At 53.2% G+C, this 25,349-nt stretch carries 20 protein-coding genes; 15 read left to right on the top strand and 5 right to left on the bottom strand.

Annotated elements, in window-relative coordinates:
* Window positions 1–29: 29 nt before the first annotated feature.
* The 3 genes from pepN (at window position 30) to ACQKE4_RS05390 (ending at window position 4,473) form a co-directional block, all read left to right on the top strand.
* Window positions 30–2,660 carry an aminopeptidase N gene (pepN, locus tag ACQKE4_RS05400; protein WP_427387248.1) on the top strand — a complete coding sequence of 877 codons (2,631 nt, stop codon included), beginning with the start codon at window positions 30–32 and terminating at the stop codon, window positions 2,658–2,660.
* Between the two features lie 101 nt (window positions 2,661–2,761).
* Window positions 2,762–3,721 (top strand): lipid kinase YegS, encoded by a 960-nt coding sequence (yegS, locus tag ACQKE4_RS05395; protein WP_427387247.1) that lies wholly within the window; start codon window positions 2,762–2,764, stop codon window positions 3,719–3,721.
* Window positions 3,722–3,765: 44 nt separating this feature from the next.
* On the top strand, window positions 3,766–4,473 hold the full coding sequence (locus tag ACQKE4_RS05390) for a hypothetical protein (RefSeq protein WP_427387246.1): 708 nt from the start codon (window positions 3,766–3,768) through the stop codon (window positions 4,471–4,473).
* 97 nt (window positions 4,474–4,570) lie between these two features.
* Here ACQKE4_RS05390 and ACQKE4_RS05385 read toward each other — a convergent pair whose 3' ends face one another.
* Window positions 4,571–4,774, bottom strand: a complete 204-nt coding sequence (locus ACQKE4_RS05385; protein WP_007114660.1) for a cold-shock protein — start codon at window positions 4,772–4,774, stop codon at window positions 4,571–4,573.
* 135 nt (window positions 4,775–4,909) lie between these two features.
* Here ACQKE4_RS05385 and ACQKE4_RS05380 point away from each other — a divergent pair, with 135 nt between their 5' ends.
* Window positions 4,910–5,566, top strand: a complete 657-nt coding sequence (locus ACQKE4_RS05380; RefSeq protein WP_427387245.1) for a LysE family translocator — start codon at window positions 4,910–4,912, stop codon at window positions 5,564–5,566.
* Window positions 5,567–5,604: 38 nt separating this feature from the next.
* Here the strand turns inward: ACQKE4_RS05380 and ACQKE4_RS05375 are convergent, their stop codons facing one another.
* Window positions 5,605–7,599 (bottom strand): transglycosylase SLT domain-containing protein, encoded by a 1,995-nt coding sequence (locus tag ACQKE4_RS05375; protein WP_427387244.1) that lies wholly within the window; start codon window positions 7,597–7,599, stop codon window positions 5,605–5,607.
* Between the two features lie 162 nt (window positions 7,600–7,761).
* Here ACQKE4_RS05375 and ACQKE4_RS05370 point away from each other — a divergent pair, with 162 nt between their 5' ends.
* The 4 genes from ACQKE4_RS05370 (at window position 7,762) to sixA (ending at window position 11,818) form a co-directional block, all read left to right on the top strand.
* Window positions 7,762–8,094 (top strand): YkvA family protein, encoded by a 333-nt coding sequence (locus tag ACQKE4_RS05370; protein ID WP_427387243.1) that lies wholly within the window; start codon window positions 7,762–7,764, stop codon window positions 8,092–8,094.
* Between the two features lie 119 nt (window positions 8,095–8,213).
* Window positions 8,214–10,148 (top strand): molecular chaperone HtpG, encoded by a 1,935-nt coding sequence (gene htpG / locus ACQKE4_RS05365; protein ID WP_427387242.1) that lies wholly within the window; start codon window positions 8,214–8,216, stop codon window positions 10,146–10,148.
* A gap of 103 nt (window positions 10,149–10,251) precedes the next feature.
* Window positions 10,252–11,343, top strand: coding sequence for an NAD(P)H-dependent glycerol-3-phosphate dehydrogenase (locus ACQKE4_RS05360; RefSeq protein ID WP_427387241.1), 1,092 nt, complete (start codon window positions 10,252–10,254; stop codon window positions 11,341–11,343).
* Window positions 11,336–11,818, top strand: coding sequence for a phosphohistidine phosphatase SixA (gene sixA, locus ACQKE4_RS05355; RefSeq protein ID WP_427387240.1), 483 nt, complete (start codon window positions 11,336–11,338; stop codon window positions 11,816–11,818). The genes ACQKE4_RS05360 and sixA overlap by 8 nt, the downstream gene beginning before the upstream one ends.
* A 47-nt stretch (window positions 11,819–11,865) precedes the next feature.
* On the opposite strand, the gene gatB is transcribed toward sixA, so the two are convergent.
* The 3 genes from gatB to gatC all read right to left on the bottom strand — a co-directional run bounded on the left by gatB (window position 11,866) and on the right by gatC (window position 15,165).
* Complete coding sequence (gatB, locus tag ACQKE4_RS05350) at window positions 11,866–13,320, bottom strand: Asp-tRNA(Asn)/Glu-tRNA(Gln) amidotransferase subunit GatB (RefSeq protein ID WP_427387239.1); 1,455 nt, start codon at window positions 13,318–13,320, stop codon at window positions 11,866–11,868.
* On the bottom strand, window positions 13,320–14,780 hold the full coding sequence (gatA, locus tag ACQKE4_RS05345; protein WP_427387238.1) for an Asp-tRNA(Asn)/Glu-tRNA(Gln) amidotransferase subunit GatA: 1,461 nt from the start codon (window positions 14,778–14,780) through the stop codon (window positions 13,320–13,322). Before gatA ends, gatB begins: the two co-directional genes overlap by 1 nt.
* Before the next feature lie 97 nt (window positions 14,781–14,877).
* Complete coding sequence (gene gatC, locus ACQKE4_RS05340; protein WP_427387237.1) at window positions 14,878–15,165, bottom strand: Asp-tRNA(Asn)/Glu-tRNA(Gln) amidotransferase subunit GatC; 288 nt, start codon at window positions 15,163–15,165, stop codon at window positions 14,878–14,880.
* 228 nt (window positions 15,166–15,393) lie between these two features.
* On the opposite strand from gatC, the gene ACQKE4_RS05335 reads away from it, so the two are divergent.
* The 7 genes from ACQKE4_RS05335 to tldD all read left to right on the top strand — a co-directional run bounded on the left by ACQKE4_RS05335 (window position 15,394) and on the right by tldD (window position 25,337).
* On the top strand, window positions 15,394–16,431 hold the full coding sequence (locus tag ACQKE4_RS05335; protein ID WP_146874007.1) for a rod shape-determining protein: 1,038 nt from the start codon (window positions 15,394–15,396) through the stop codon (window positions 16,429–16,431).
* A gap of 24 nt (window positions 16,432–16,455) precedes the next feature.
* A complete protein-coding gene (gene mreC / locus ACQKE4_RS05330) occupies window positions 16,456–17,424 on the top strand; it encodes a rod shape-determining protein MreC (RefSeq protein ID WP_427387236.1) in 969 nt (322 codons plus the stop codon).
* Window positions 17,424–17,912, top strand: a complete 489-nt coding sequence (mreD, locus tag ACQKE4_RS05325) for a rod shape-determining protein MreD (RefSeq protein ID WP_427387235.1) — start codon at window positions 17,424–17,426, stop codon at window positions 17,910–17,912. The genes mreC and mreD overlap by 1 nt, the downstream gene beginning before the upstream one ends.
* Entirely contained in the window at window positions 17,909–18,496 is a 588-nt protein-coding gene (locus tag ACQKE4_RS05320) for a Maf family protein (RefSeq protein WP_427387234.1), read from the top strand. The genes mreD and ACQKE4_RS05320 overlap by 4 nt, the downstream gene beginning before the upstream one ends.
* Before the next feature lie 71 nt (window positions 18,497–18,567).
* Entirely contained in the window at window positions 18,568–20,031 is a 1,464-nt protein-coding gene (rng, locus tag ACQKE4_RS05315) for a ribonuclease G (protein WP_427387233.1), read from the top strand.
* 3 nt (window positions 20,032–20,034) lie between these two features.
* Window positions 20,035–23,889 carry a YhdP family protein gene (locus ACQKE4_RS05310; protein ID WP_427387232.1) on the top strand — a complete coding sequence of 1,285 codons (3,855 nt, stop codon included), beginning with the start codon at window positions 20,035–20,037 and terminating at the stop codon, window positions 23,887–23,889.
* A complete protein-coding gene (gene tldD, locus ACQKE4_RS05305) occupies window positions 23,886–25,337 on the top strand; it encodes a metalloprotease TldD (RefSeq protein ID WP_427387231.1) in 1,452 nt (483 codons plus the stop codon). Before ACQKE4_RS05310 ends, tldD begins: the two co-directional genes overlap by 4 nt.
* The last annotated feature ends 12 nt before the right edge of the window (window positions 25,338–25,349 follow it).

Below are 25,349 nucleotides of genomic sequence, written 5' to 3'. Positions count from 1 at the left end.
GTATTCGTTTTATACAGGAGTCACGCACTATGTCTGATCCGCAGCCGGTTTACTTAAGCGATTACCAGCCACCCGCTTATCGGGTAACTCATGCCGAGCTGACGTTTGATCTTGACCCCGCTGCGACCCGTGTGAAAGCGCGACTGATGATGGAGCGTCACGCCGAAGCTAACGCTGACGCGCCGCTGGTATTAAACGGTGAGCACCTGAAGCTGATCTCTCTGGTCATTGATAAAGCGCCGTTGGATGAAACGACTTATCAAGTAGATGAAGAGGGCCTGCGTATTAGCCAGGTGCCCGAACGGTTTGTGTTGGAAAGCGAGGTTGAAATCGCCCCCAAAGACAATACTGCCTTGGAAGGCCTGTACCAATCTAACGGCATGTACTGCACTCAATGTGAGGCGGAAGGCTTTCGGCGGATTACCTATTACCCTGACCGTCCTGATGTCATGGCAACCTTCAAGGTCACCGTGATCGGCGATCAGCAACGTGAGCCAATTTTACTGGCTAACGGTAACCCGCTAGAGCGCGGCGAACTCGAGGGCGGCCGTCATTTTGTCACTTGGGAAGATCCGCATCCGAAACCTTGCTACCTGTTCGCTTTAGTCGCGGGTAATCTGCATAGTGTTGAAGACCACTTTACTACCATGAGTGGGCGAGAGGTGGCGCTACAGATTTGGGTTGAAAAAGAGAACCTGGATAAGACAGAGCATGCTATGGCCTCGTTGAAACGTGCCATGCTGTGGGACGAGCAGGCCTATGGTCGTGAGTACGACCTGGATCTGTTTATGATCGTGGCCGTTAATGACTTCAATATGGGGGCGATGGAAAATAAAGGCCTCAATATTTTTAACTCGGCCGCGGTATTAACCCACCCCAAAACTGCCACTGATGCTACTTTTCAAAATGTGGAAGGAATTGTCGCCCACGAATATTTCCACAACTGGTCTGGCAACCGGGTTACCTGTCGCGACTGGTTCCAGCTCTCGCTCAAAGAGGGCTTTACGGTTTTCCGTGATCAATGCTTTTCAGCAGATACCAACTCAGCGCCTGTTAAACGTATTCAAGACGTCTCTTTTTTCCGTACCGCACAGTTTGCCGAAGATGCCGGCCCCACCGCGCATCCGATTCGCCCCGACCACTTTATTGAAATTACCAACTTCTACACCCTGACGATTTATGAGAAAGGGGCGGAAGTCGTACGCATGCTGCGCAATTTAGTAGGGGAGGAGGATTTCCGGCGCGGCTCAGATCTTTACTTTGAGCGTTTCGATGGGCAAGCGGTGACCATTGAAGACTTCGTGGGCTGCATGGCTGAAGTATCTGGTGAGGATTTTAGCCAATTTATGCGCTGGTATTCCCAGGCGGGAACGCCGGACATTGATGCCCACGGTGAATACGACTACGTCCATGGCGAATATCGACTGACACTGCGTCAGCGCACGCCAGCAACTCCAGGGCAGCCGGATAAGCAGCCGCTACATATTCCTGTGCGCATGGGGCTAGTAGGCAGTAAGTCAGGCCAAGATCTCACTCTTACCTTAGCGGGCGAAAAGCTAGGTAAGGACGCCGTTATTCATCTGCGTGAAGACGAGCATACCTTTGTATTTACCGATGTGGCAGAAGCGCCGGTACCCTCTTTGCTGCGCGAGTTCTCTGCACCAGTGAAATTGCACTTTCCCTATTCGCGGGAAGATCTCGCCTTTTTATTGACCCATGATAGCGACGGCTTTAATCGCTGGGATGCAGGCCAGCGGCTGGCGTTATTGGCCTTAGATGACTTAATTGCTGCTCATCGCAACGGCGTTGAAAAAGTCATGGATACGCGCGTTATTGATGCCTTTAAAGTTCTGCTTAACGGGCCAATGAACGACAAGGCGGTACTGGCAGAGATGCTGACGCTGCCTTCAGAAGCTTACATTGCCGAGCAGCAGCCGATTGTCGATGTCGATGCTATTCACGCGGCACGCGAATTTGTTCGCCAATCGCTGGCGATGGCGTTACGCAATGAGTTTATTGCTATTTACCAAGCGAATGTAACAGAAGAGTCCTACGCGCCAACCCCGGAGCAAATCGCCCAGCGTAGCCTGAAAAATATCGCCCTCTCTTATTTGCTATCGATTGAAGATGAGCAAGGTTTGGCTTTTTGCGAAGCGCAATTCGCTGCCGATCACAATATGACCGATGTTCGGCAGGCGCTAACATTGCTGGTACACAGTGACCGCGATGATCTTGCATCACCAGCATTGAAGGCATTCGGTGAAAAATGGGCACATGATCCTTTGGTGATGGATCAGTGGTTTACTATTCAAGTGTCGCGTCCTCAACCAGATGTGCTTGAGCGGGTAAACTACTTGATGCAGCACCCAGCATTCTCCCTTAAAAACCCCAATAAGGTACGCGCGCTGATCGGAGCCTTTGCCCAGAACCGAATCAATTTCCACCGCTTAGATGGGCAGGGCTATCAATTGCTGGCGGATGTTGTGATCAAGCTCAACCGGCTCAATCCGGAAATTGCTGCTCGTTTAGTCACACCGTTAACCCGCTGGCAGCGCTTTGATGAAACCCGCCAAGCATTAATGCGGTCTCAACTTGAGCGTATTAAGCAGGAACCGCTATCCTCAAATGTATTCGAGGTGGTGGAAAAGGCATTGGCATAGCATTTGAAACAGCACTTGAAACAGCACTTGAAACAGCACTTGAGACAGGATTTGGTATAGCAGTAAATAACCGCGGATAACCATGGAAAGGAATAACAACGGTGACAGACTCACAGCAGCACTATTTACTCATTATCAATGGTAAATCCGCCGGAAATCTGGAATTGCGCGAAGCAGTCAATGAACAACGCCAAGCAGGGATGCTGATTACTGTTCGTGCTACGTGGGAAGGAGGAGACGCCGCTGATATCGCTGAGCAGTCTGCCTCAATGGGGATCACCCATGTGATCGCCTGTGGTGGGGACGGCACGGTAAGCGAAGTAATGAATGGCTTAATGCGGTTACCCCATGATCAGCGTCCAGCGTTAGGTATTGTCCCGCTGGGCAGCGCTAATGATTTTGCCACATCAGTAGGCTTGCCTCTGGACCCTGGCCCTGCCTTGGCGGCGGCACTGTCGCTAAGTTCACATCCCATTGATGTGGTGCGTATCACCGCGGGTGCCAGTGGCGAGTCAACGACCAGCTATTATATGAATATGACCACGGGTGGGTTTGGTGCTGAAATTACCTCCTCCACGCCGAAAACCTTAAAGCGAATGTTAGGAGGGGGGGCTTATTCATTAATGGGGGCCCTTAAGGCTTGGCGTCATTGCAGCTATCGCGGCACGCTGCACTGGGATGGCAAAGAGGAGCGGTCGTCGCTGCTATTATTGGCACTCGGTAATGGTCGCCAGTCCGGTGGTGGGCAAGTGCTCGCACCGCGCGCTAAGCTAGATGATGGTCGCCTGGATGTGCTGCTAGTGAAAGACTTTAAGTCGGTGATGGAACTGACTAAACTAATCAGTGAGCTGCAAAGTTTTCCTGCCGATGGGCGATTTGTTCGCTACTTCACTACCAGTCAGCTAACGGTGACAACGCAAGCGGAAGATCCGCCATGGCCGCTCACGTTAGATGGCGAAGCGCACTGCTACAACCACTACTGTGCTGAAGTAGTGCCTCTCGCGCTGCGCGTACTGATACCAGAAGACTGTCCTTTGCTGTCATCAAGTCGCCAGCCTTAATAGTTTTGACCGCAATCTTTAATGTAGTTTAGGAGACGACTCAAATGGCAAATCGCGTGTGGATACCTGCTCTAGCGGCTATGGCGCTACTGTTGAGTGCCTGTGGAGACACTCAGGAAGATCCAACCGTGACACCAGATGAAAATTCTGAGGTGGCGGATGATGAAACGGTAATTGAGGAAGAGGCGCCAGCTGCCGCAGAAAACGCAGCTGAAATGCCAACCCCTGACGAAGTTGAAGATGACATTGAGGCACGTCAGGTTGCTGAGGAGCTTGAGCGAGCAGAAGCGCTGCGTGAAGATAGCGCTGCGCAAAACGGTGACACTGCTGCAGATGGCGGGGAAGAGGTGCAAGCTGATGAAGATACCTTGGCAGCTGATCCTGATGATGTGCTCAATGAAGAGAGCGCGATGCCGGGCGAGGCGACCCGTTCTGATGTAGATGAAATGATTGCAGAGACAGAGCGTCGCTTTGAAGAGGCACAACGACGTCTTGAAGAGCAGTTTCAGGAAGTGGAGCAGCAAGCGCCCGCTCTGGAGCCCATGGATGATGAAGACTTTTCATCTAGTTGGGAGTCGGAGAGCAGTCTGCCAGAAGAGCGTACGCGTTTAGAGGATGATCTTGAAGCCACCGATGTGGATGCATTGATTGAAGATACGGAGCGGCGTTTTGAAGAGGCGCAGAAGCGTCTTGATGAACAGTATCAGGAGATTGAAAACGAGGAGAGCGTTAACGGTCTGGTGCCAGAGTAGATAGGGCTAACGTAGATCGAGAAGCTCAGCAGCCTCGTTCAGAAAGTGACCAATAAAAAAGGCCCGCGTTAGCGGGCCTTTGTCCATCCCTTAGCAATTAAGCTGGGCGGATGTTGGAAGCCTGAAGGCCTTTTTTACCCTGAGTCACTTCAAAGCTGACTTTTTGACCATCTTGCAGGGTCTTGAAGCCTTCAGCTTGAATTTCGGAGAAGTGGGCGAACAGATCGTCTCCGCCGTCATCAGGAGAGATGAAGCCGAAGCCTTTAGTATCGTTGAACCACTTAACTGTGCCAGTTGCCATTTTCTATTTCCTTAACATGCTTAGTAATCAAACGGGCAACTCTATTGTCCACCCGCTACAATCACTCTAGATGTAAACTTCGCTGTCGTCCAGCGTCATTCCTAAGATTTTTTATTTTGTTGCGAGTAAAGACCCATGATGCAGTTAGGCTTTATTGATGCACAATTTATTCCATTTTTGGTGGCCATCACGCTGCTATCAATTAGTCCCGGCGTCGATACGCTGTTGGTGATTCGTAATACCGCGCGTGGGGGGATTGGTGACGGGGTTACCACCAGTATTGCTATCTGCTGTGGGCTGTTTGTACATGCCACGATTTCGGCGTTGGGAATCTCGCTTATCTTGCTTCAGTCGGCCTGGGCATTTCATATGTTAAAGCTAGTGGGGGCGGGTTATTTAATCTGGCTGGGTATTAGCAGCTTGTTGGCAGCACGGCGTGGGCAGCCTCTACCGGTCAATGGGATACTCAAAAACACACCTGCGGTTTCTCGTTGGCAACCGGTCAAGGAGGGGTTTTTGTCTAATGTACTGAACCCTAAAACGGTAGTCTTCTATATGGCGTTTTTACCGCAGTTTATTGCCCCCACTGACCCCGCATTGCTGAAGTCATTGTGGTTGGCGGGGGTACATTTTGTGATCGCTAATATTTGGCAAATCAGCGTAGTGCTGACGGTCAGCAGTGCAGGTAAGTGGTTAGCCAGTGCGCGCTTTGCACAAACGCTAAACGCCGCTACGGGTGCAGTGTTGGTGGTGTTTGGTATTCGGCTGGCACTAACACAACGCCCGGTATAAACCGGGCACTGACGTCAGTATGAAAAGTAGGTGGCTGTTTAGCGGCGAGCCAGTAATGCCCGGTCATAGCGCACCTGCTGTTCATTATCGCTAAGCAGTGAAACACCTTCGCTATTGCCACCGTTGGCGAGACTCTCATAAATCACTCGGTAACTAAGCACCGCCTGTACGTAGTCACGGGTTTCGCGGAAAGGGATACTTTCCACAAAAAGGTCAAACGCTTCTACGTTATTGCCCAGCCATTGATCAACGCGGCCAGGGCCTGCGTTATATGCCGCTGCAGCGGCCAGGCGATTGCCCTGGTAGCGCTGCAATTTGTCACGTAAGTAAGTGCTGCCCAAGCGGATATTAAGTTCTGGATCTAAAACCCCGTAAGGTCCAGGATCGCTAATACCTAGTTCGCGGCTGACTTGGCTGGCAGTGCCCGGCATTAATTGCATTAAGCCGCGTGCGCCAGCAGGTGACAGAGCGTTGGGGTTATAAGCGCTTTCGCGCCGGGTAATGGCCATCAATAGGAACGGATCTACGCCCGTTAAGCGCCCCCAGTGCATAAAGCTATCGTGGTAGGCCTGGGGAAAGCGCCAATCCAACGCATCCCACATCTCGGCAGCAATGGTGGTCTGCACTAAGCGTGCATGCCACTGCTGTTGGGCCGCATAGTCAGCCAGCGCTCGGGCCTGCTGGGGAGAACCGCTCTGCACGGCATGCAACCATTCACTGTTGGCAAGCCCATCTTCGCCGATGCGTAATAAAGCCTCGGTGCGTTGCACTGCGGGTAATTGCGCGATACGTTGACGCGAAGCTTCATCAAAATGATTGCGTTCTAGATTCAACTGATAAGGCTGTCCCAGTTTTTCTGCTGCGGCAAAACCGTAAAAGCTGCGATCTGCAGCAGCCTGATGATAACGCGCTTCGGCGGCTGCATGGTTGCCAAGTTGGGCATTGGCGCGTCCTAACCAATATTGCCAGCGACTATTTTCCTGTTGGGTTACTGGCATCTCAGCAATCCAGTGCAAGACCTCGTTCCAGTCGCGACTGGCTAGCGCTTGGCGCACACGCAATTCCAATACTCGCTCACTCTCCAGTGTTGGAAGCACGCTATCGACCCAGCTGAGCGTGCCAGGCACATTGCGTACCAGCGCATAAAAGGCTAGCTCTTCTTCAATCACCTGACGGTCGCTGGGCAGTAAATTCAAACGTGGTGCGAGCTCCTGCCAAGCGGCAAAGGCGCCGGGGGTATCTTCACGGGTGAAGCGTTGCATAGCAGCCTGATAAAAACTAGCGGTAGCGGCGCACTCAGGGCCTAGGCAGGAGGGGGCCTGGGTAATGGCCCGGCTGCGGCTAGTAACGCTATCCGCCGTTTCTAACGCCGTTTGCCACTGGCCACTTAACAGCCCACCTAAATAATTGGAAAGCTGAGTTTCTCCTGCTTGCCAAGCAAGCATCTTACGCTCCCAAATAGCCGTAGCATCAATGGTGCCGTTGGCCCGTAAACGCTCGAAAAGAGGGTTGCAGGCATCAGGTTGTGAACTGCCTACCCGCCATAGTTCAAGCCCTGCCGCGCTCGCCTGCTGAGGCTGACTGTCGAGCAGCGCTGCATAGTAGTAACACTGGCGCGCGGTGCCTGCTGGCTCGCCATCCGCGACGGAGAGGAGGTCGCTATAGCGACCGGCATGGCCGTAGTTTGCAATCGCTTGTCCACGAATCCATCCCGCCAGCGGCGTGTCAGCGTATTGGTCAATGAACTGATGCACTCTGTCTGGGGAGACATTGGGCAATTGTCCTCTTAAACGGTGGTATTCCACGTAGCCGCGCAGCGGATGGGTCTCAATGGTGCGTTCGTCGATGCGGTGCCACTGCTGCTCTCGAGCAGCAGCGAGGGCATCACGTAACTCACTGTCAGACGCGGCCCACCCAAGTGTGGGTAAGCCTGACAATAGAACGGTACTTAGCACGGCCTTGCCCAGTACAGTTTTACACACTACAGCTTTAGATAATGCACGAGCGGTATAGCGAAATGGCGAAACCAACATAGTACTCTCTCTCTATCGATTTAACTCTGTTTGTTAACTCTGCTTGACCTGAGCGGTTCAAATTTGCGTATTAAAACCAGGCTATCGTTGAATAGACGCTATAGTGAACTAATAGGATGAACTCTGATCTGACAACGTAGACACACGGAGGATTCAATTGCGATGGCCCCATTATCCACTTGGTGGTTCTTACGTCGACTCAAATCCCGTGTTTGGGCGACAAAACGTATCGTGCGTGCCCTTAAACTCTTCGTGCCGATGACTCGCGACGTGCTTCGGGGCGATTTTAGGCCTATCCCCTGGTCAGCCTTCGGTATGATGGCACTTGCGCTGGGCTACTTGGTGATGCCCTTTGATTTAATTCCAGACTTTTTGCTGCTCATTGGCATTATTGATGATGTGCTGATTGTTGGCTGGCTGCTCAATCGTATTGATCAGCGCCTTGATGAGTATCGTGCCTGGAAGTTTGCTGACCCCGATATGGTTCCTTCTTAACGCCTACCTGCTTGAAAAAAAGCTGCTTAACCCCATATCAAGCTCACGAAACCATTTTATGCCCCTGCATGCATCATGCAGGGGCACATGACTCAACGTGATCAATAAGGGTTAAGCGCATGACTACTGCTCCCCACGAAACAACCGCTGACAAATCAGCCAACCACGAAGAAACCCTTGGCTTCCAAACGGAAGTGAAGCAGCTTTTGAACCTGATGATTCACTCTCTGTACTCTAACAGGGAGATTTTCTTACGCGAACTTATCTCGAACGCGGCCGATGCCTGCGACAAGCTACGCTATGCGGCGCTTGATAACGATGCGCTATATGAAGGTGATAGCGAACTGCGTATTGAAATTGAGCATAACCGGGAGGCCAATACCATCACGCTACGTGATAACGGTATTGGCATGAACCGCGCAGATGTTATCGCCAACCTAGGGACTATCGCCCGTTCAGGCACCGCAGAGTTTCTTAAGCAACTTTCCGGTGAGCAGCAGAAGGATGCCAAGCTCATTGGTCAGTTCGGCGTTGGCTTTTACTCTGGCTTTATTGTGGCTGATGAAATTGCGGTGCGTACACGCAAAGCAGGCACTGAGGCTTCCGAAGGTGTTGAGTGGCGCTCGAAAGGTGAGGGCGAGTTTACCGTTGCCGATATCGAGCAAGCGCAGCACGGTACCGAAATTACTCTGCACCTGAAAGAAGACGCCAAAGAGTTTGCCGACGACTATCGTCTGCAGAGCCTGGTGCGTAAGTATTCGGATCATATCGAAGTGCCCGTACGCATGCCGAAAACCGAAACGGCCACTGACGATGAAGGCAACAGCATTGAGGGTAGCGAAGTAACTACCTGGGAAACCGTTAACGAAGCGACGGCCCTGTGGTCGCGCCCGAAGAGCGATGTTTCCGAAGATGAATACAAAGCGTTTTATAAGCACGTTGCCCACGATTTTTCTGACCCGTTAACCTGGAGCCATAACAAGGTTGAAGGCAAGCTCGAATACACCAGCTTGCTTTATGTACCGGGTCGCGCCCCGTTCGATATGTTTGAGCGCGACGGTGCTCGTGGCGTTAAGCTTTATGTTCAGCGTGTGTTTATTATGGATGACGCAGAACAGTTCCTGCCGCTTTATCTGCGCTTTATCAAAGGCGTGCTGGACACACGTGAGCTTTCGCTCAATGTCTCCCGCGAATTGCTTCAGCAAGATCCGAATGTCGATAAAATTAAAGCGGCGCTCACCAAGCGCGGTTTGGATATGCTGAAGAAGCTCACCAAAGATAAAGAGCAGTATCAAACCTTTTGGAAGACCTTTGGCAGCGTGCTGAAAGAAGGTCCGGGTGAAGATCCGTCCAACCGCGAAAAAATCGCTGGCCTGCTGCGTTTTGCCTCAACCCACACCGATACCTCTGCCCAAGAGCACTCTCTGGCAGACTACGTTGAGCGCATGAAAGAGGGCCAGCAGAAGATTTACTACGTGGTGGCCGACAGCTTTAACGCTGCTAAGAACAGCCCGCACCTGGAGATCTTCCGCAAAAAGGGCATCGAAGTGCTGCTGCTCTCCGATCGCATTGATGACTGGCTAATGAGCCATCTGACTGAGTACGACGGCAAAACCTTTGCCGATGTGGCGAAGGGTGAGTTGGACTTAGGCGATGTAGAAGATGCCGACGAGAAAAAAGCCCAGGAAGAGACCGCAAAAGCCAAAGAGGATTTGGTCAAGCGCGTTAAAGAAGCGCTGGGAGATGGCGTACAAGACGTTAAGGTAACGCATCGCCTGACCGACTCGCCAGCCTGTGTCGTATTGCCAGAACATGAAATGGGCTATCAGATGCGTCGTATTATGGAGGCCGCAGGCCAGCCACTGCCTGAGGTGAAGCCGATCCTTGAGCTGAACCCAGATCATGCGTTGGTGGCGCGCTTGGAAGGTGCTGAGGGCGATCTCTTCACTCAGCTCTCCTACATTCTGCTTGATCAAGCCATTATCGCCGAAGGTGGGCACTTGGATGATCCTGCCGCCTATGTGAAGCGCCTCAATAGCGTACTGACTGCTTAATAACACTTGCTACGTTAATGACGGCCCGCTTGGTTACCCCAGCGGGCCGTCTGTTTTGATACAGTAAGGTTATACGTTCTGTAAGACTGACTAGGACATCATCATGGCTGAGCAGCAAATCAACGGTGCAGTGCCAACCAATGTAGCGGTGCTGGGAGGCGGCAGTTTTGGTACGGCGCTAGCGAGTATTGCCGCCGATAATGGCGCCCGTGTTCGTCAATGGATGCGTGACGAAACGCTAGCTGCGCAAATTAATCACGAACACTGCAATGGGCGCTATCTACCTCACTACGCAATGAATCCTGCTGTGCAGGCTTCAACTGATCTTCAGGACGTGCTGGCAGATGCGGAGTTAGTGCTGATTGCGATTCCCTCGAAAGCTTTTCGCAGTGTAGTACAAGCGGCGAAGGCGTGGCTCACGCCTGAACAGATACTGGTTAGCACGACCAAAGGTATTGAGCAGGATAGTTTTTTGCTAATGAGCCAGGTGCTTGAGCAAGAGACGGGCTTTAACCATATTGGGGTGATTGCCGGCCCCAACCTTGCTTCTGAAATTGCTGATAAGCAGCTAACCGCCACGGTCATTGCCAGCGCTGACCCCTTAACACGCACCCGGGTGCAGAAAGCCTTGGGCTGCCGCTATTTTCGTGTGTATGCCAGCGATGACCGCCATGGTGTCGAGCTTGCCGGTGCGCTCAAAAATATTTATGCCATTGCCGCCGGCATGGCAGCGGCACTGGGCATGGGAGAAAACACTCGTAGCATGCTGATGACCCGCGCTCTGGCCGAAATGAGTCGGTTTGCTGTCGCTCAGGGGGCTAATCCGATGACCTTTTTGGGCTTGGCGGGCGTGGGCGATTTGATTGTTACCTGCTCGTCTAATCTGTCGCGTAATTATCGGGTCGGTTACGCCATGGGGGAAGGGCGCTCCCTTGAAGAGGCGGTTGAAGCGCTTGGACAGGTCGCAGAAGGCGTTAATACGGTAAAGCTGGTATGTGCTAAAGCGCGCGAGATGGGGGTTTACATGCCTCTCGCAGAAGGGCTGGAGCATGTACTATTCGGCGGCGTGCCTGCCCAGGAGATGGCCCGCACGCTGATGATGGGCGAGCAGAGCAGCGACGTAGAGTTTATTCTGCCCCGTGAAGATGTGCAGCAAGCTCATCGCGCTCACACTACAGGAGGCTGGGATGCATGATGTGCTGATAATGCGTCACGGAGAAGCAGCGCCGGGGTATCCCGACCATGCGCGGCGGTTAACACCCCGGGGGGAGGCTGAGGCTGAAAAAATGGCCCGTTGGCTAGCCAGGCGCGTAGCCGAGGGGGAGCTTTGTATGCCGCGAATGTATGCAAGCCCTTACGCCCGGGCCCAGCAAACAGCACAAGCTTTGTGTGATGTATTGGGCGCGCCGCTTGAAACGCTGGATTTTATTACCCCTGAGGACGCTCCCTTGGCGGTAAGTGACTGGCTGCTTCACCAGCCGTTAGGTGCGCCCATTATGCTGGTCAGCCATATGCCGTTGGTAGGAGATCTTGCCGGCCTGTTAGTAGAGGGCAGCCCCGCCCAGGGGATTGGTTTTCCAACCGCCGCCATTGCTGAGTTTGAAGCCGACGTATGGGCGGCTGGCTGTGCGCAGTTGAAGCGGTTTACTCAGCCTAGCCAGCTTCGATAGCCATAAAGGCCAAAAAAAGCGGCTGCCGGGGCAGCCGCTAGTGCTTTTTAAAGCAGCGCGTCAAGCTTCTCTTTAAGCAAGCCGTTTACCTGCTGTGGATTGGCGGTGCCGCGGGAAGCCTTCATTACTTGACCGACAAAATAACCAATCATTTTGCCGCGTTTATCCGGCTCTGAGTCGCGATATTGAGCAACCTGAGCGGGGCTATCGGCAATCACTTGGTCAATCATCGCTTCAATGGCACCAGTATCGGTTACCTGCTTAAGACCTTTAGCGTCAATCACCTCATCGGCGGACTCGCCCTGACCATTCCATAACGCCTGGAAAACCTCTTTAGCGGCTTTACCGTTAATTGTATCGTCTAGCACGCGACTAATGAGCTCACCTAGCTGGCGCGCTGAAATCGGGCTGTTAGCAATGCTCAGGTTTTCACGGTTAAGCGCCCCTGAAAGCTCACCTTGCACCCAGTTTGCTGACTGTTTGGCATCGCCACACACGCTGTGTACCGACTCAAAAAACTCAGCCATATCTCGGCTGGCCGAAATGACGTTGGCATCATAGGCAGACAGCCCCAGCTCGTTTTGAAAACGCGCACGCTTGTCGGCAGGTAGTTCGGGCAACTGACCACGCAGATGGTCAAGGTAGGCCTGATCCAGTACTACCGGCAACAGATCAGGGCAGGGGAAGTAGCGGTAGTCATTAGCCTCTTCCTTGGTGCGCATGCTGCGGGTTTCATCACGGTCTGGGTCGAACAGGCGTGTTTCTTGTACCACACTGCCGCCATCTTCAATCAGCTCAATCTGACGCTCCACTTCAAACGCAATGGCGCGTTCGACAAAGCGAAAAGAGTTAACGTTCTTAATCTCGGCGCGGGTGCCAAACGCTTCTTGACCTTTAGGTCGTACAGAAACGTTAACGTCGCAGCGCATCGAGCCTTCCGCCATGTTGCCGTCGGAAATGCCCAGGTAGGTCACGATCGAGTGAATCGCCTTAAGGTACGCGGCGGCTTCCTTGGCGTTGCGCATATCCGGCTCGGAAACGATTTCCAGCAGCGGTGTTCCCGCACGGTTTAAATCGATACCAGTCATGCCATGGAAGTCTTCGTGGAGCGACTTACCAGCATCCTCTTCTAGATGGGCATGGTGAATACGGATACGTTTAGTGCTGCCATCCTCTAAGGTGATTTCTACATCGCCAGGGCCGACAATGGGGTGATACATCTGGCTGGTCTGATAGCCTTTAGGCAGGTCAGGGTAGAAGTAGTTTTTACGGTCAAATACCGACACTTCAGCGATGTCTGCATGCACCGCCAACCCAAACTGAACGGCCATGGCCACGGCCTGCTCATTGAGCACCGGTAATACGCCGGGCAGGCCTAAATCTACCGCGCAGGCTTGAGTGTTAGGCTCAGCGCCAAATGCGGTTGAGGCACCGGAGAAGATTTTTGAGCGTGTTGCAAGCTGAACGTGGACTTCAAGCCCAATCACGGTTTCCCATTGCATTAGGCGTACTCCTCGGCAAAGGCAGGACGTTGTAAGTGCCAATCAGTTGCTTGCTGGAATTGATGAGCGACGTTTAGCAGCTGGGCTTCGGCAAAGTGGGTGCCAAGAATCTGTAGACCCACCGGGCGGCCACCGACTAAGCCAGCAGGAACACTGATGCCGGGAATGCCCGCCAGATTAACCGCAATGGTGTAGATATCCTGAAGGTACATAGAGACCGGGTCTTTTTTAGCCCCCAGGTCAAATGCTGGCGTGGGCGATGCGGGGCCCATTAAGACATCCACATCTTCAAAGGCGTCCAGGAAGTCCTGACGGATCAAGCGGCGAACCTGCTGCGCCTTGGTGTAGTAGGCGTCAAAGAAGCCTTCTGACAGCGTGTGCGTGCCGATTAGGATGCGTCGCTTCACCTCTTCGCCGAAGCCCTCTGCGCGGGAGCGGGTGTAAAGATCGATAAGGTCGCTGGGGTTGTCGCAGCGGTGACCAAAACGCACGCCGTCGTAGCGAGATAGGTTCGAAGAGGCCTCTGCCGGAGCAATAACGTAGTAGGCCGGAATCGCGTAGTGGGTATGCGGTAAGCTGACTTCCCGCACCGTGGCGCCCAGTGACTCGTAGATTTTCACCGCTTCACGGACCGCTTTTTCGACTTGCGGGTCTAAACCGTCACCAAAATACTCCTTGGGAAGGCCGATTTTAAGCCCTGACAATGGAGCATTCAGACTTTCCACATAGTCCGGCACGCCGCGGGCAACGCTGGTGGAGTCACGTCCATCATGACCTGCAATGAGGCCTAGCAAGTGCGCGCAATCTTCGGCGCTGCGCGCCATCGGGCCTGCTTGGTCTAGGCTCGAAGCGTAAGCAATAATGCCAAAACGGGAGACGCGACCGTAGGTGGGTTTTAAACCGGTGATACCGCAGAAGGCGGCCGGTTGGCGAATAGAGCCACCGGTATCAGTGCCCATTGCTGCAGGGACTAGGCCTGCCGCTACTGCTGCGGCACTGCCGCCTGAACTACCGCCGGGCACTGCCTTAAGATCCCAGGGGTTTTTGACCGGTCCGTAATAACTATTTTCATTGGAGGAGCCCATGGCGAACTCGTCCATATTTGTTTTGCCCAGGCTGATGGTGCCTGCCGCGTTAAGCTTTTCCACCACGGTGGCATTGTAGGGCGCGATAAAGTTATCCAGCATTTTCGAACCGCAGCTGGTTTTGACATCGCGCGTACAGAAAATGTCTTTTAGCGCCAGCGGTATACCTGCAAGCGGCCCAGCCTTACCTTCTGCGCGGGCAGTGTCGGCTACTTCAGCCTGTTTAAGCGCCTGCTCGGCTGTCACGCTGATAAAGCTATTCAGCTTGCCATCAGCCTTTTCAATGCGCTGTAAATAGTGAGCAGTTAGCTCGCGGCTTGAAAACTCGCCGCTTTTCAAGGCGGCAGCGAGTTGCGTTAAGGTTTTCTCATACATGACCCGGAAGCTCCGTTCAGGGGAGAAAAAAAGAAATAAAAGTGGTAGCTTGGGTGTTCTGGCGTCGCTTTTATTCCGCGACATTAATTTAGCAACGTTACTCAACAACCCGGGGAACGAGATACAAGCCGTTTTCCACTGCCGGGGCACAGCGCTGGAAAATGTCGCGCTGATTGGTTTCTGTAACTTCGTCGGCACGTAGTCGCTGGGTTGCATCCAGTGGATGAGATAGCGGAATAACGCCTTCAGTATCAATGGATTGTAGCTGATCAACCATTTCAAGTATGCGGCTTAAATCGTCTACAAAGCCGCTGGCTTGGTCATCGCTGATGGCGAGCCGGGCCAAGTGGGCAGCCCGGCGCACATGAGAGTCTTCAATCGCCATGATCGAGATTTCCTCGCAAATGTGATGGAACATATTCCACATTAAGCGGTATACATACCGACATCAAAAAAACGTCTTGTGTCGCAGACGTGGAAAATAGCCGCAAAAGGTACCACATATTGGCCTTAACGGGCAGTGTTAGCACGACTCGTGCTTGCTGCCAGGGGGTTGCGGTGATACCGTTTGCATCCGCACAGGGTTCCCGGTCTGCACTAGGTAACAACATCCATGTTTAAACGTTTGAGGGGGCTGTTTTCCAGCGATCTATCGATCGATTTGGGTACGGCCAACACACTGATTTATGTACGCGGTCGTGGCATCGTGCTTGATGAGCCGTCCGTGGTTGCTATCCGCCAGTCTGGCAATATGCGCAGCGTCGCGGCAGTTGGTACCGATGCCAAGCGAATGCTGGGCCGTACGCCTGGCAATATTACAGCCATCCGCCCGATGAAGGATGGCGTCATCGCCGACTTTACGGTGACTGAGCAGATGCTTCAGCACTTTATCCGTAAGGTTCACCAAAGCACCTTTTTGACTCCCAGTCCGCGTGTGCTGGTATGCGTCCCTTGCATGTCTACGCAAGTTGAGCGGCGTGCCATTCGTGAGTCAGCAGAAGGTGCCGGTGCCCGCGAGGTGTTCTTGATTGAAGAACCCATGGCGGCCGCTATTGGCGCGGGTCTTCCTGTTGAGGAAGCCCAGGGGTCGATGGTAGTGGATATTGGTGGTGGTACCACTGAGATCGCGATTATCTCGCTGAATGGCGTGGTCTATTCTGAGTCGATTCGCGTGGGTGGTGACCGCTTTGATGAAGCAATTACCGCTTACGTGCGCCGCCACTACGGCAGCTTGATTGGCGAAGCGACGGCCGAGCGCATCAAAGAAGAGATCGGTTGTGCCTATCCCGGTGGCGAGCTGCGTGAAATTGATGTGCGCGGCCGCAATTTGGCAGAAGGCATTCCTCGTAGCTTTACGCTTAATTCCCACGAAACTCTTGAGGCTTTACAGGAGACACTGGGTTCCATCGTGGCCGCGGTTAAAAGTGCGCTTGAGCAGTCGCCGCCAGAATTGGCCTCTGATATTGCAGAGCGTGGTCTTGTGCTTACCGGTGGTGGTGCTTTGTTACGCGATCTGGATAAACTGATTGCTGAAGAGACAGGCCTGCCGGTCATTGTTGCCGAAGATCCATTGACCTGCGTTGCACGCGGGGGTGGTAAAGCGCTGGAAATGATTGATCAGCACACCTTTGAGTTGCTGTCGAGCGACTAATCGCAGCGGTTAATTGCGGGGGGATTGCCTATTAAACCGCTGTTTTCGCACGGGCCACTGCCGGGCTACCGGCTTTTCTTTTGCGTATTGGCTGCCAGTGCATTGATGTTTGTCGACCAGCGTTTCACGCGCATGGAACAAGTGCGTGCGCAAATGTCGATGGTCGTTGCCCCTATTCAGTGGGTCGTTAGTGTGCCTAGCGACTTATTGAATTGGGGGGCGCTCGCACTGTCTGATCAACAGGCATTAGTGGATGAAAATCGTCGTTTACGTGAGCAGATTCTTACGCTTTCCCACCGTGGTCAGCGGATGGCGAATCTGACGGCGGAAAACAGCGAACTGCGTGACCTGCTTAAAGCTGCCGAGCGGCGTAATATTCCTTACATCACGGCCGAACTTTTATCACTGGATAACGATCCATTTAGCCATCAGATGGTGGTTAACCGTGGGCATCGCAATGGTGCCTACGTGGGGCAACCGGTGATTGATGCTTCAGGTTTAGTGGGGCAGATTACCGCCGTTTCAGCCTACTCTAGCCGCGTATTGTTGTTAGCCGATGCGAGCCATGCTTTGCCGGTTCAGCTTAATCGCAATGGGCTGCGTTTTATTGTGCAAGGTGCTGGGCGCTATAGCAGCGTTAATGTGATGCACGTGCCTGATACGGCGGATATCCGTGAAGGTGATTTGCTTACCACGTCTGGATTGGCAGGGCGCTTTCCACCGGGCTATCCCGTGGCGCGCGTCACTGAGGTCTACCACGACCCTGGTCAGCCTTTTGCTCGCGTAACCGCAGAGCCCATGGCGCAATTGCAGCGCTCACGTCACTTCTTATTGCTTTTTCCGCCACCGCAGGAAGAAGTAGCAGAACATGCGTGGGACGATACGCTGGATATCTCGGCGGATGCATTACGCTCTTCGCTTCGTCTTTCAGATCAAGTAATGCCAGATCAACCATTGCTCGATCAAAATGCATCATCCCCAGAGGTGCCCTGATGGCGCGCGCACCGATTGTCCCACTGTTGGTTGTTTGGCTTAGCCTGGTCCTGGCGCTGTGTTTGCAAGTTATGCCCCTAGCCGATGGTTGGCAGGTATATCGTCCTGAATGGCTAGGATTAATGTTGATTTACTGGTGTATGCGTACACCTGATAGAGTCGGCGTTTTTCACGGTTTTGTGCTGGGCATTTTAATGGATCTCATTGAAGGCACTGCATTAGGCCAGCATGCGTTAATTTATGCGTTGTTAGCGTTTTTATGTGCGCTGGTGTATCCCCGCTTTCGGGCATATTCACTGGTTCAGCAATCAGCATTAGTGCTTGTATTGTTAGGCTTAGTGCAATTAGTTGCGCAATGGTTACGTACTATCGTGGGCGATTTTTCGATTCATTTGGCGTTTTTGATTCCTTCTCTGGTTAGCGCTCTGCTGTGGCCGTGGTTATCCACTATGTTTCAGGCGTTAGAGCGACGGATGGCTGCCTCATGACCGCTTCATCTCCTGTACTATGTTTGGCATCTGCTTCGCCGCGTCGTCGGGCGCTACTGGCCTCTATCGGTGTGCCAGTCACGGTCAAACCCTGCAACATTGATGAGACTCCGCTGAGTGGGGAGTTGCCTGATGCTTATGTGCTACGCTTGGCGATTGCGAAGGCTCAGGCGGCCGCTTCGCTCACTGACTTGCCGACGTTAGGCTCGGATACCGCTGTGGTGGTAGATGGGCGTATCCTGGGTAAGCCACACAATGCTATGCAGGGGGCCGACATGTTGCGCCTGCTTTCAGATAGGAGCCATCAGGTGCTGACAGCAGTAGCGGTCACTGGACCAGAAGGCATCCTTTCCTGCTGTGTGGCAACGCAAGTGATCATGCGCAAGATTGATGAAAATGAAATCGCTGACTATTGGCGTACCGGCGAGCCTGCTGACAAAGCGGGTGGTTACGCAATACAAGGACTAGCGTCCATATTTGTAAAAGAGATTCAGGGTAGCCATTCGGCAGTGGTGGGATTACCACTGTTTGAAACAGCGCAATTACTGCGTAGACAGGGAGTTCCTATCTGGGAGCGTGCTTAATCTCCCTTGCCTTGAAGGCTTTGCTGCCTGTGTCGCTGGTAAGGAATACGTCAACCAACAAGGAATTTTGCATGAGCGGTGAAGTTCTCATCAATTTAACGCCAATGGAAACCCGCGTTGCGCTGGTGGAAAATGGTGTTCTGCAAGAGGCACTGATCGAGCGTTCACGCCGACGCGGTATTGTGGGCAATATCTACAAAGGCAAGGTGGTGCGTGTGCTGCCTGGTATGCAGGCTGCCTTTGTTGATATTGGCTTAGAGCGCGCGGCGTTTATTCATGCCCATGAAGTAATGCCCTCAGGCACCCCGCTTGACGCACAGCAAACCATTGGGCAGTTACTTCATGAAGGGCAGGCGTTAGTGGTGCAAGCCACTAAAGACCCCATCGGTAGTAAAGGGGCGCGCTTAACCACCCATTTGTCGATACCTTCTCGCTATTTAGTCTATATGCCGGATTCACCGCATCATGGTGTCTCTCAGCGCATTGAGGATGAGCGAGAGCGCGAGCGATTAAAAACATTACTTGATGAGAGCGTCGCCGAGCAAGCGTTAGACGTGACCGGTGGCTTTATCGTACGTACGGCGGCTGAAGGCGTTGGCGACGAAGAGATTAAAGGGGATATGTACTTTTTGCTGCGGCTGTGGCGGAAAGTCAGCGAGCGTAAAGTGACCGCTACTCCGCAAAGCGTTATTTATGATGATTTACCGCTATTTATGCGTACGCTGCGGGATGTGATGCGTGACGACATTGAAAAAGTGCGCATCGACTCGCGAGAAAACTTTGTCAAGTTGGTTGAGTTTGCAGAAGAGTTTATGCCCGATGCCGTTGACCGGATCGAGTATTATCCTGGCGAACGGCCCATTTTTGACCTGTATAGCGTCGAGGATGAAATTCAAAAAGCGCTAGGGCGTAAGGTGCAACTGAAATCAGGCGGTTACTTGGTGATTGATCCCACCGAAGCCATGACCACCATCGATGTCAATACCGGTGGGTATGTGGGTCACCGCAACCTTGAAGAGACTATCTTCAAAACCAATTTGGAAGCGGCCACCGCGATTGCTCGTCAGCTTAGGCTGCGCAACCTGGGTGGCATTATCATTATCGACTTTATCGATATGATTGATGTTGAGCACCAACGCCAGGTATTGCGGGTTTTAGAGAAGGCCTTAGAGCGCGATCATGCCAAAACCAAATGCACGGGTGTTACCGAACTTGGCTTGGTGCAGTTAACCCGCAAGCGTACCCGTGAAAGCCTAGAGCAAACGCTGTGCGAAGCGTGCCCTACTTGCAGCGGCCGTGGAACGCTAAAAACACCCGAAACGGTTTGCTATGAAATTTTTCGAGAAATTTTGCGTGAGGAGCGTGCTTACAGCGCTGAAACCTACATGGTGCTTGCCTCACAGCCAGTAGTAGATCGTTTGTTGGATGAAGAATCAGCGGCGGTGGCAGACCTTGAAGCGTTTATCAATAAAACGATACGTTTTCAGGTTGAGCAGCACTACTCCCAAGAGCAATACGATATAGTATTGATGTAAGCCATGTTGACTCGTTCGCTAATGCGTTGGAGTTTAGTTGTAATGGCTTGGCTATTGGGCAGTATCGCCGTGGTACTGCTACTGCTGCGCCTAGCGATTAGCCAAACGGACGCACTTACCCCCCGAATAGAAGCGCTGTTAGAAGCGCGTATTGGTGTGCCTGTCACTATTGAGCGCTTATCGCTCGCCCTTGCCCGTAATGACCTTCTGCTGCGTCTTGATGGCTTAAAGGCTGAAACGCCCGATGGCCAGGCGCTGTTTTCGTTAGACCATGCTGGGCTGCGGTTAGACTTCTGGGCGACGCTTGCCAATCTGGCGCCTATCTTTAACGATGCTCGGATTAGCGGTACTGAATTTCATCTTTATGAAGGCATTGGTGGGGCATGGCAGTGGCCTGAACCCGCTGAATTACCGTCTCTGATCGCTCCTGAACCTGACGTTGATCTCGCTACCCTTGATGACTGGGTGGGCTTAATATTGCGCCAACGTCTGTGGGTGCACGATACCCGCATGGTGCTGCATGGCAGTGAGGACACGGTCATGCTGCATGCTCAAACGCTATTACTAACGGGCGATGAGCGGCGCACCCGGCTGCAAGGTGCTATTAATATTGCTGAGTCGATACAACAGGCGCGGGAGATACCTCTACCAGCGGCTGAAATAAAGCTTGAGATGCAGCCTGGCCGTCTTGGCTTTAGCGACTTTTCTGCCGCGTTGCAGTTGGATATACAGCTTGATCAATTAGTTGTGCTCGCTGACATGTTCCGCCCTGACCATGTGGCGTATTTAGAGCAGGCTGGGGGGCGTGCGCGGCTTTGGGGGCGCTGGGGAGGTGGGCGTCTAGAAGAGGCACGTATTTCCGTGGATGTGCCGCAGTTAACGTTGCGTCACGATGTTCAATACGCTGTGCTACGAGATATTGAAGCTAACGGGCTGTGGCAACGCGATGGCGATGGTGGCGAGGCCTGGTTAAGTGGCGATGCCCAAAGCGTAGAGTGGGCACAGCCGGTAGGTGGAAGTGATGGCCCGGCCTTACCTCGTCATTGGTCTGCTTCCCATCAGCCTGGGCGATGGGAAGTTCGCACGAGCGCGTTTGAATTAGCCTCGCTTACGGCTTGGCGTGATTATGTATTTCTACCTGAGTCGGTAACTCGCGTATTACAAACTCTCTCTCCGCGCGGTCAGGTGCAAGGGCTGCATGTAGGCCAACGCGACGGCCAATGGGACGTAGATGCGGCGATCACTGGCGTAGAAGTGTCACCGTGGCAGAAGGCGCCAGGCGGCGGTCCTTTAGATGCCTGGGTGCAGGCGCGCAATCTGCGTGGCCGGGTGCTGTTTAGCAGTAACGGCGATAGCACCCTCTATTTTCCCGATGTGTTTTCCGCCCCAATGCAGCTACGCCATGCCGAGGGGGAAGTAGAGTGGGTGTATGACGGCCCCAGGGCCATGGTAAGCGGAAAGCGGTTAAAGGTGGATTGGGATGGCGCACAGGTAACGGGTGGTTTTGGTTTGGTCACTGGCCAACAGCGCGGCCACTTTGGATTGGATATCGATTTTAGCGATGTAGATGCCATAGAGCGGCCCTTAGCCCAGTGGTTACCATTGGGGGTAATGGAAGAGGGGTTAAGCACTTATCTGCTCAATGACATAGGCGGCTATGTTAGTGAGGGCTCTTTAAGGCTTAGTCAGCCAATCGGGGAGTCAAGTACGGGGGCAGATTTTACCGCCACATTGGCGCTTGCCATTAATCAGGGCCATATGCCAATCGCTCCCGGCTGGCCACGCCTGGAAGATGTAGAGGGCCGTTTGAAATGGCAGAACAAGGTACTTGATGCCGAAATAGACCATGCCCAAAGCCATGGCGTTACTGCTTCTCAGGGTGAGGTGAAAATGGAAGATGAGGTGCTTGATCTTTCAGGGCAGTTGCATGCCGATGGACAAGCGCTGACGGCTTTTTTACAGGCAATGCCGGACATAGATCTTTCCCAACTCGATGATCTAAGCGTGACAGGAGAGGTTAATGGCGATATTGCGTTATCGTTACCATTGGAAATACCGGAAGCGTTACAGTTGGAAATTAATGCTCAGCCGCGCTTTTCAGAAATTGTCTACCAGCCGTTGGAATTGCGAGCTCAGGCAGTTGAGGGTGATCTCACTTGGCTGCAAGACGGTGAGAATCAAGGGCTAATGGGTAACGCCACTGGTCAACTATTGGGTGGGGAGATAAACGCTGATATTGATACCCGCCGTAACCGCGTACAGTTGCAGGGCAGTGTCGCTTCAGCCGCGCTGTTTGATCTCGCCGATTTAGACGATAGCCAGGGGCGCTTGCCGCTGGAAGGTCAGTTGCAGTGGCAAGGGTTGGTTAGCCTGTTACCCACCCCAACCGTCCGCTTGGAGAGTCGTTTAATCGGTATCACCAGCCATTTGCCGGAGCCATTTGCAAAATCGGCCCAGCAACCATGGCCCTGGATAGTCACCGCCGATATAGACGCTGGGCGTGTTGAAAGTCGTTTGGCCGATGTTGCTTTTGCACGTGCACAGCAGCGTAATGGTGCGATCGCTGGGACATTACACTTAGGCAGTGAGGCAGCATCTCCCCCTGAATGGCCCTCTCAGGCTGGCTTTAGTATTGCCGCCGATGTGCCGCGCATCGACCCGTTAGCTTGGCAGGAAGCGTTGGCGCCACTCTTTACAGGAGCAGGCTCTTCGCTGGGCAGTGGTAACAGTCAAATGCCCATTGTTGTCTCACTGGCAACGCCATGTGTGGTCTATCAGAGCGAGTGTTTAGGTAATATCAGCGCAGCGGGGAGCGTCAATAATAGCCGCGCTGATCTAGATGTAAGCGGCAATATTGTTACTGGGCACTTAATTTACAATGATGCTTCGTCGCATCCCTTGGATATAGTGGTTGAGTCGATTGCGCTTGATCGCTTGCTAGCGTTGGCGAATGTTGAGCACGACGCAGGTTCCCCAGCCCCTGGCTCCTGGTGGGAAGAGGTGGAAACCCAGCGAGATTCACCTGTGGCTATTCCTGACTGGTTGGCTGACGTGCCAGATGGACGACTGCGGTTAGCTGAAATCGCCATGGGAGCACGCCGTTTTGGCCCCTTAACGGCCTATTGGAAAACCGATGGAGAGCGTTTTTCACTCACCCCGGTAGGTTTGACGATGGGGCAACTTTCCGCCCGCGGCGAGCTACACTGGGAGGGTAGTTCACTTTCTAGCCACACTCGTGCCGATATCTCTATTCAGGGTGGTGACGTTGGGACTGCGCTAGAGCGTCTTGATCAGCCGGTGGTGATGCGCAGCCGGAGCACCGATGTGGTCGCGTCACTTGATTGGCCGGGTGCGCCCTGGCAGTTGGACTTGAGTCAATCCGATGGTTATATCCGAACCGATATTCGCGATGGACGGTTTGTAACGCTTGAGTCTGCACCGGTACGTTTAATTGGTTTGCTCAATTTCGACAATATTTTACGCCGCTTGCGGTTAGATTTTTCCGATGTCACCGGTGAGGGCACGGCATTTGACCGCGTGCAGGGAACTGCCGATGTGGCGGGTGGGCTTTTGACGCTGCGTGGGCCGTTGCAAATTGACGCTCCTGCCGCCACTCTTAAACTTACGGGTGATGTAGACCTTGTTAATCGTGAACTTGACCAGCGGCTTGGCGTCATACTGCCAGTGACCCAAAGCTTGCCCATCGCGGCGATTGCCGTTGGCGCGCCCATTGTAGGCGGCGCGCTGTTTCTCGCTGACCAGTTATTTGGCGACGCCTTAGATCGAGCCACGACACTCCATTATCGCGTGCGAGGCCCCTGGGCCTCGCCGCAGGTTACTTTAGAAGGCCCTCAATGACCGCATATAAAAATGATGTAGATACCGCTGCTGCCATCCTGTTAACGCCCGGCGGACTAGACTTAGATGCGCTGGAAACCGGCCTGGGCTATGCCATGGGCGCGGGTATTGATTATGCCGATTTATACTTTCAGCGTACTTGGCAAGAAGGTTGGGTATTGGAAGATGGTGAGGTCAAAGAGGCCAGCTATAACATTGACGGTGGCGTCGGTGTGCGCTCTATGGCGGGCGAAAAAACCGGCTTTGCCTACTCCAACCAAATTACAGCCGATGCACTAATGGATACAGGCCGTACGGCAGCGGGCATTGTGCGCAGTGGTAAACGGCTTCCAGGACAGGCGGTACACCAAGTGTCAGCTGCGTCACGCTACGCGGGTATTGATCCTTTGGCGGGGCTTAGTGCTGAAGATAAGGTGGCCATGCTAAAGCAAGCTGATCGTGTAGCGCGTGCAGCGGATCCCAGTATCAGCCAAGTCAGTGCCTCTCTTTCAGGCACTTATGAAGTCGTGTTGGTAAGGGCAAGCGACGGAACATTGGCGGCGGATATTCGTCCGCTAGTGCGCTTTAATGTCAGCGTTATTGCGGTCAAAAATGGCCGCCGTGAACGTGGCAGTGCCGGTGGTGGTGGCCGCTATTCAATGGCTAAGCTGCGTGATGATCAGGTAGCGGAGCACTACGCTAAAGAGGCTGTTCGCCAAGCCCTTGTCAATCTGGAAGCTATTGATGCGCCTGCCGGACAAATGCCTGTAGTGTTGGCGTCCGGGTGGCCGGGTATTTTGCTCCATGAGGCAGTTGGTCATGGCTTGGAAGGTGATTTTAACCGCAAAGGTAGTTCTGCTTTTGCTGGTCAGATGGGTAAACGCGTCGCCGCTAAAGGCGTCACTATTGTAGATGACGCAACAATATCAGATTCTCGTGGTTCGATGAGCGTCGATGATGAAGGTACGCCGGGTCAATATACACCGCTTATCGAAGACGGTATTTTGACCGGCTATATGCAGGACAAGCTCAACGCCCGCTTGATGGGCATGGCGCCAACGGGTAACGCTCGCCGCGAGTCCTTTGCGCATTTACCGATGCCACGTATGACCAATACCGTCATGCTGGCGGGCCAGGATGAGCCCAGCGACATTATTAAAAGCGTTAAGCGTGGCATTTATGCGGTGAGCTTTGGCGGCGGCCAAGTCGATATTACCTCTGGGAAGTTCGTATTCTCCGCTAGCGAAGCCTACCTGATTGAAGACGGCAAGGTGACGGCACCCGTAAAAGGAGCCACGCTGATTGGTAACGGGCCAGAAGCGATGCAACGCGTCTCAATGATTGGTCACGACATGGCACTTGATACAGGGATTGGCGTGTGTGGGAAAGAGGGGCAGGGCGTACCGGTCGGTGTTGGTCAGCCCACCTTGAAATTGGATGAGCTGACCGTCGGTGGTACGCAGTCTTAAAGCGCTTTTTTA

The organism is Halomonas sp. NPDC076908, assembly GCF_050269715.1.
Lineage (GTDB): Bacteria > Pseudomonadota > Gammaproteobacteria > Pseudomonadales > Halomonadaceae > Vreelandella.
This window is presented reverse-complemented; position numbering and strand designations above follow the sequence as displayed.

Bases quoted from the DNA above. Each gene is read 5' to 3' on its own strand.
- pepN (WP_427387248.1), top strand. From the start codon at position 30: ATGTCTGATCCGCAGCCGGTTTACTTAAGCGATTACCAGCCACCCGCT.
- ACQKE4_RS05390 (WP_427387246.1), top strand. From the start codon at position 3,766: ATGGCAAATCGCGTGTGGATACCTGCTCTAGCGGCTATGGCGCTACTG.
- ACQKE4_RS05385 (WP_007114660.1), bottom strand. From the start codon at position 4,774: ATGGCAACTGGCACAGTTAAGTGGTTCAACGATACTAAAGGCTTCGGC.
- ACQKE4_RS05380 (WP_427387245.1), top strand. From the start codon at position 4,910: ATGATGCAGTTAGGCTTTATTGATGCACAATTTATTCCATTTTTGGTG.
- ACQKE4_RS05375 (WP_427387244.1), bottom strand. From the start codon at position 7,599: ATGTTGGTTTCGCCATTTCGCTATACCGCTCGTGCATTATCTAAAGCT.
- ACQKE4_RS05370 (WP_427387243.1), top strand. From the start codon at position 7,762: ATGGCCCCATTATCCACTTGGTGGTTCTTACGTCGACTCAAATCCCGT.
- htpG (WP_427387242.1), top strand. From the start codon at position 8,214: ATGACTACTGCTCCCCACGAAACAACCGCTGACAAATCAGCCAACCAC.
- ACQKE4_RS05360 (WP_427387241.1), top strand. From the start codon at position 10,252: ATGGCTGAGCAGCAAATCAACGGTGCAGTGCCAACCAATGTAGCGGTG.
- sixA (WP_427387240.1), top strand. From the start codon at position 11,336: ATGCATGATGTGCTGATAATGCGTCACGGAGAAGCAGCGCCGGGGTAT.
- gatB (WP_427387239.1), bottom strand. From the start codon at position 13,320: ATGCAATGGGAAACCGTGATTGGGCTTGAAGTCCACGTTCAGCTTGCA.
- gatA (WP_427387238.1), bottom strand. From the start codon at position 14,780: ATGTATGAGAAAACCTTAACGCAACTCGCTGCCGCCTTGAAAAGCGGC.
- gatC (WP_427387237.1), bottom strand. From the start codon at position 15,165: ATGGCGATTGAAGACTCTCATGTGCGCCGGGCTGCCCACTTGGCCCGG.
- ACQKE4_RS05335 (WP_146874007.1), top strand. From the start codon at position 15,394: ATGTTTAAACGTTTGAGGGGGCTGTTTTCCAGCGATCTATCGATCGAT.
- mreD (WP_427387235.1), top strand. From the start codon at position 17,424: ATGGCGCGCGCACCGATTGTCCCACTGTTGGTTGTTTGGCTTAGCCTG.
- ACQKE4_RS05320 (WP_427387234.1), top strand. From the start codon at position 17,909: ATGACCGCTTCATCTCCTGTACTATGTTTGGCATCTGCTTCGCCGCGT.
- rng (WP_427387233.1), top strand. From the start codon at position 18,568: ATGAGCGGTGAAGTTCTCATCAATTTAACGCCAATGGAAACCCGCGTT.
- ACQKE4_RS05310 (WP_427387232.1), top strand. From the start codon at position 20,035: ATGTTGACTCGTTCGCTAATGCGTTGGAGTTTAGTTGTAATGGCTTGG.
- tldD (WP_427387231.1), top strand. From the start codon at position 23,886: ATGACCGCATATAAAAATGATGTAGATACCGCTGCTGCCATCCTGTTA.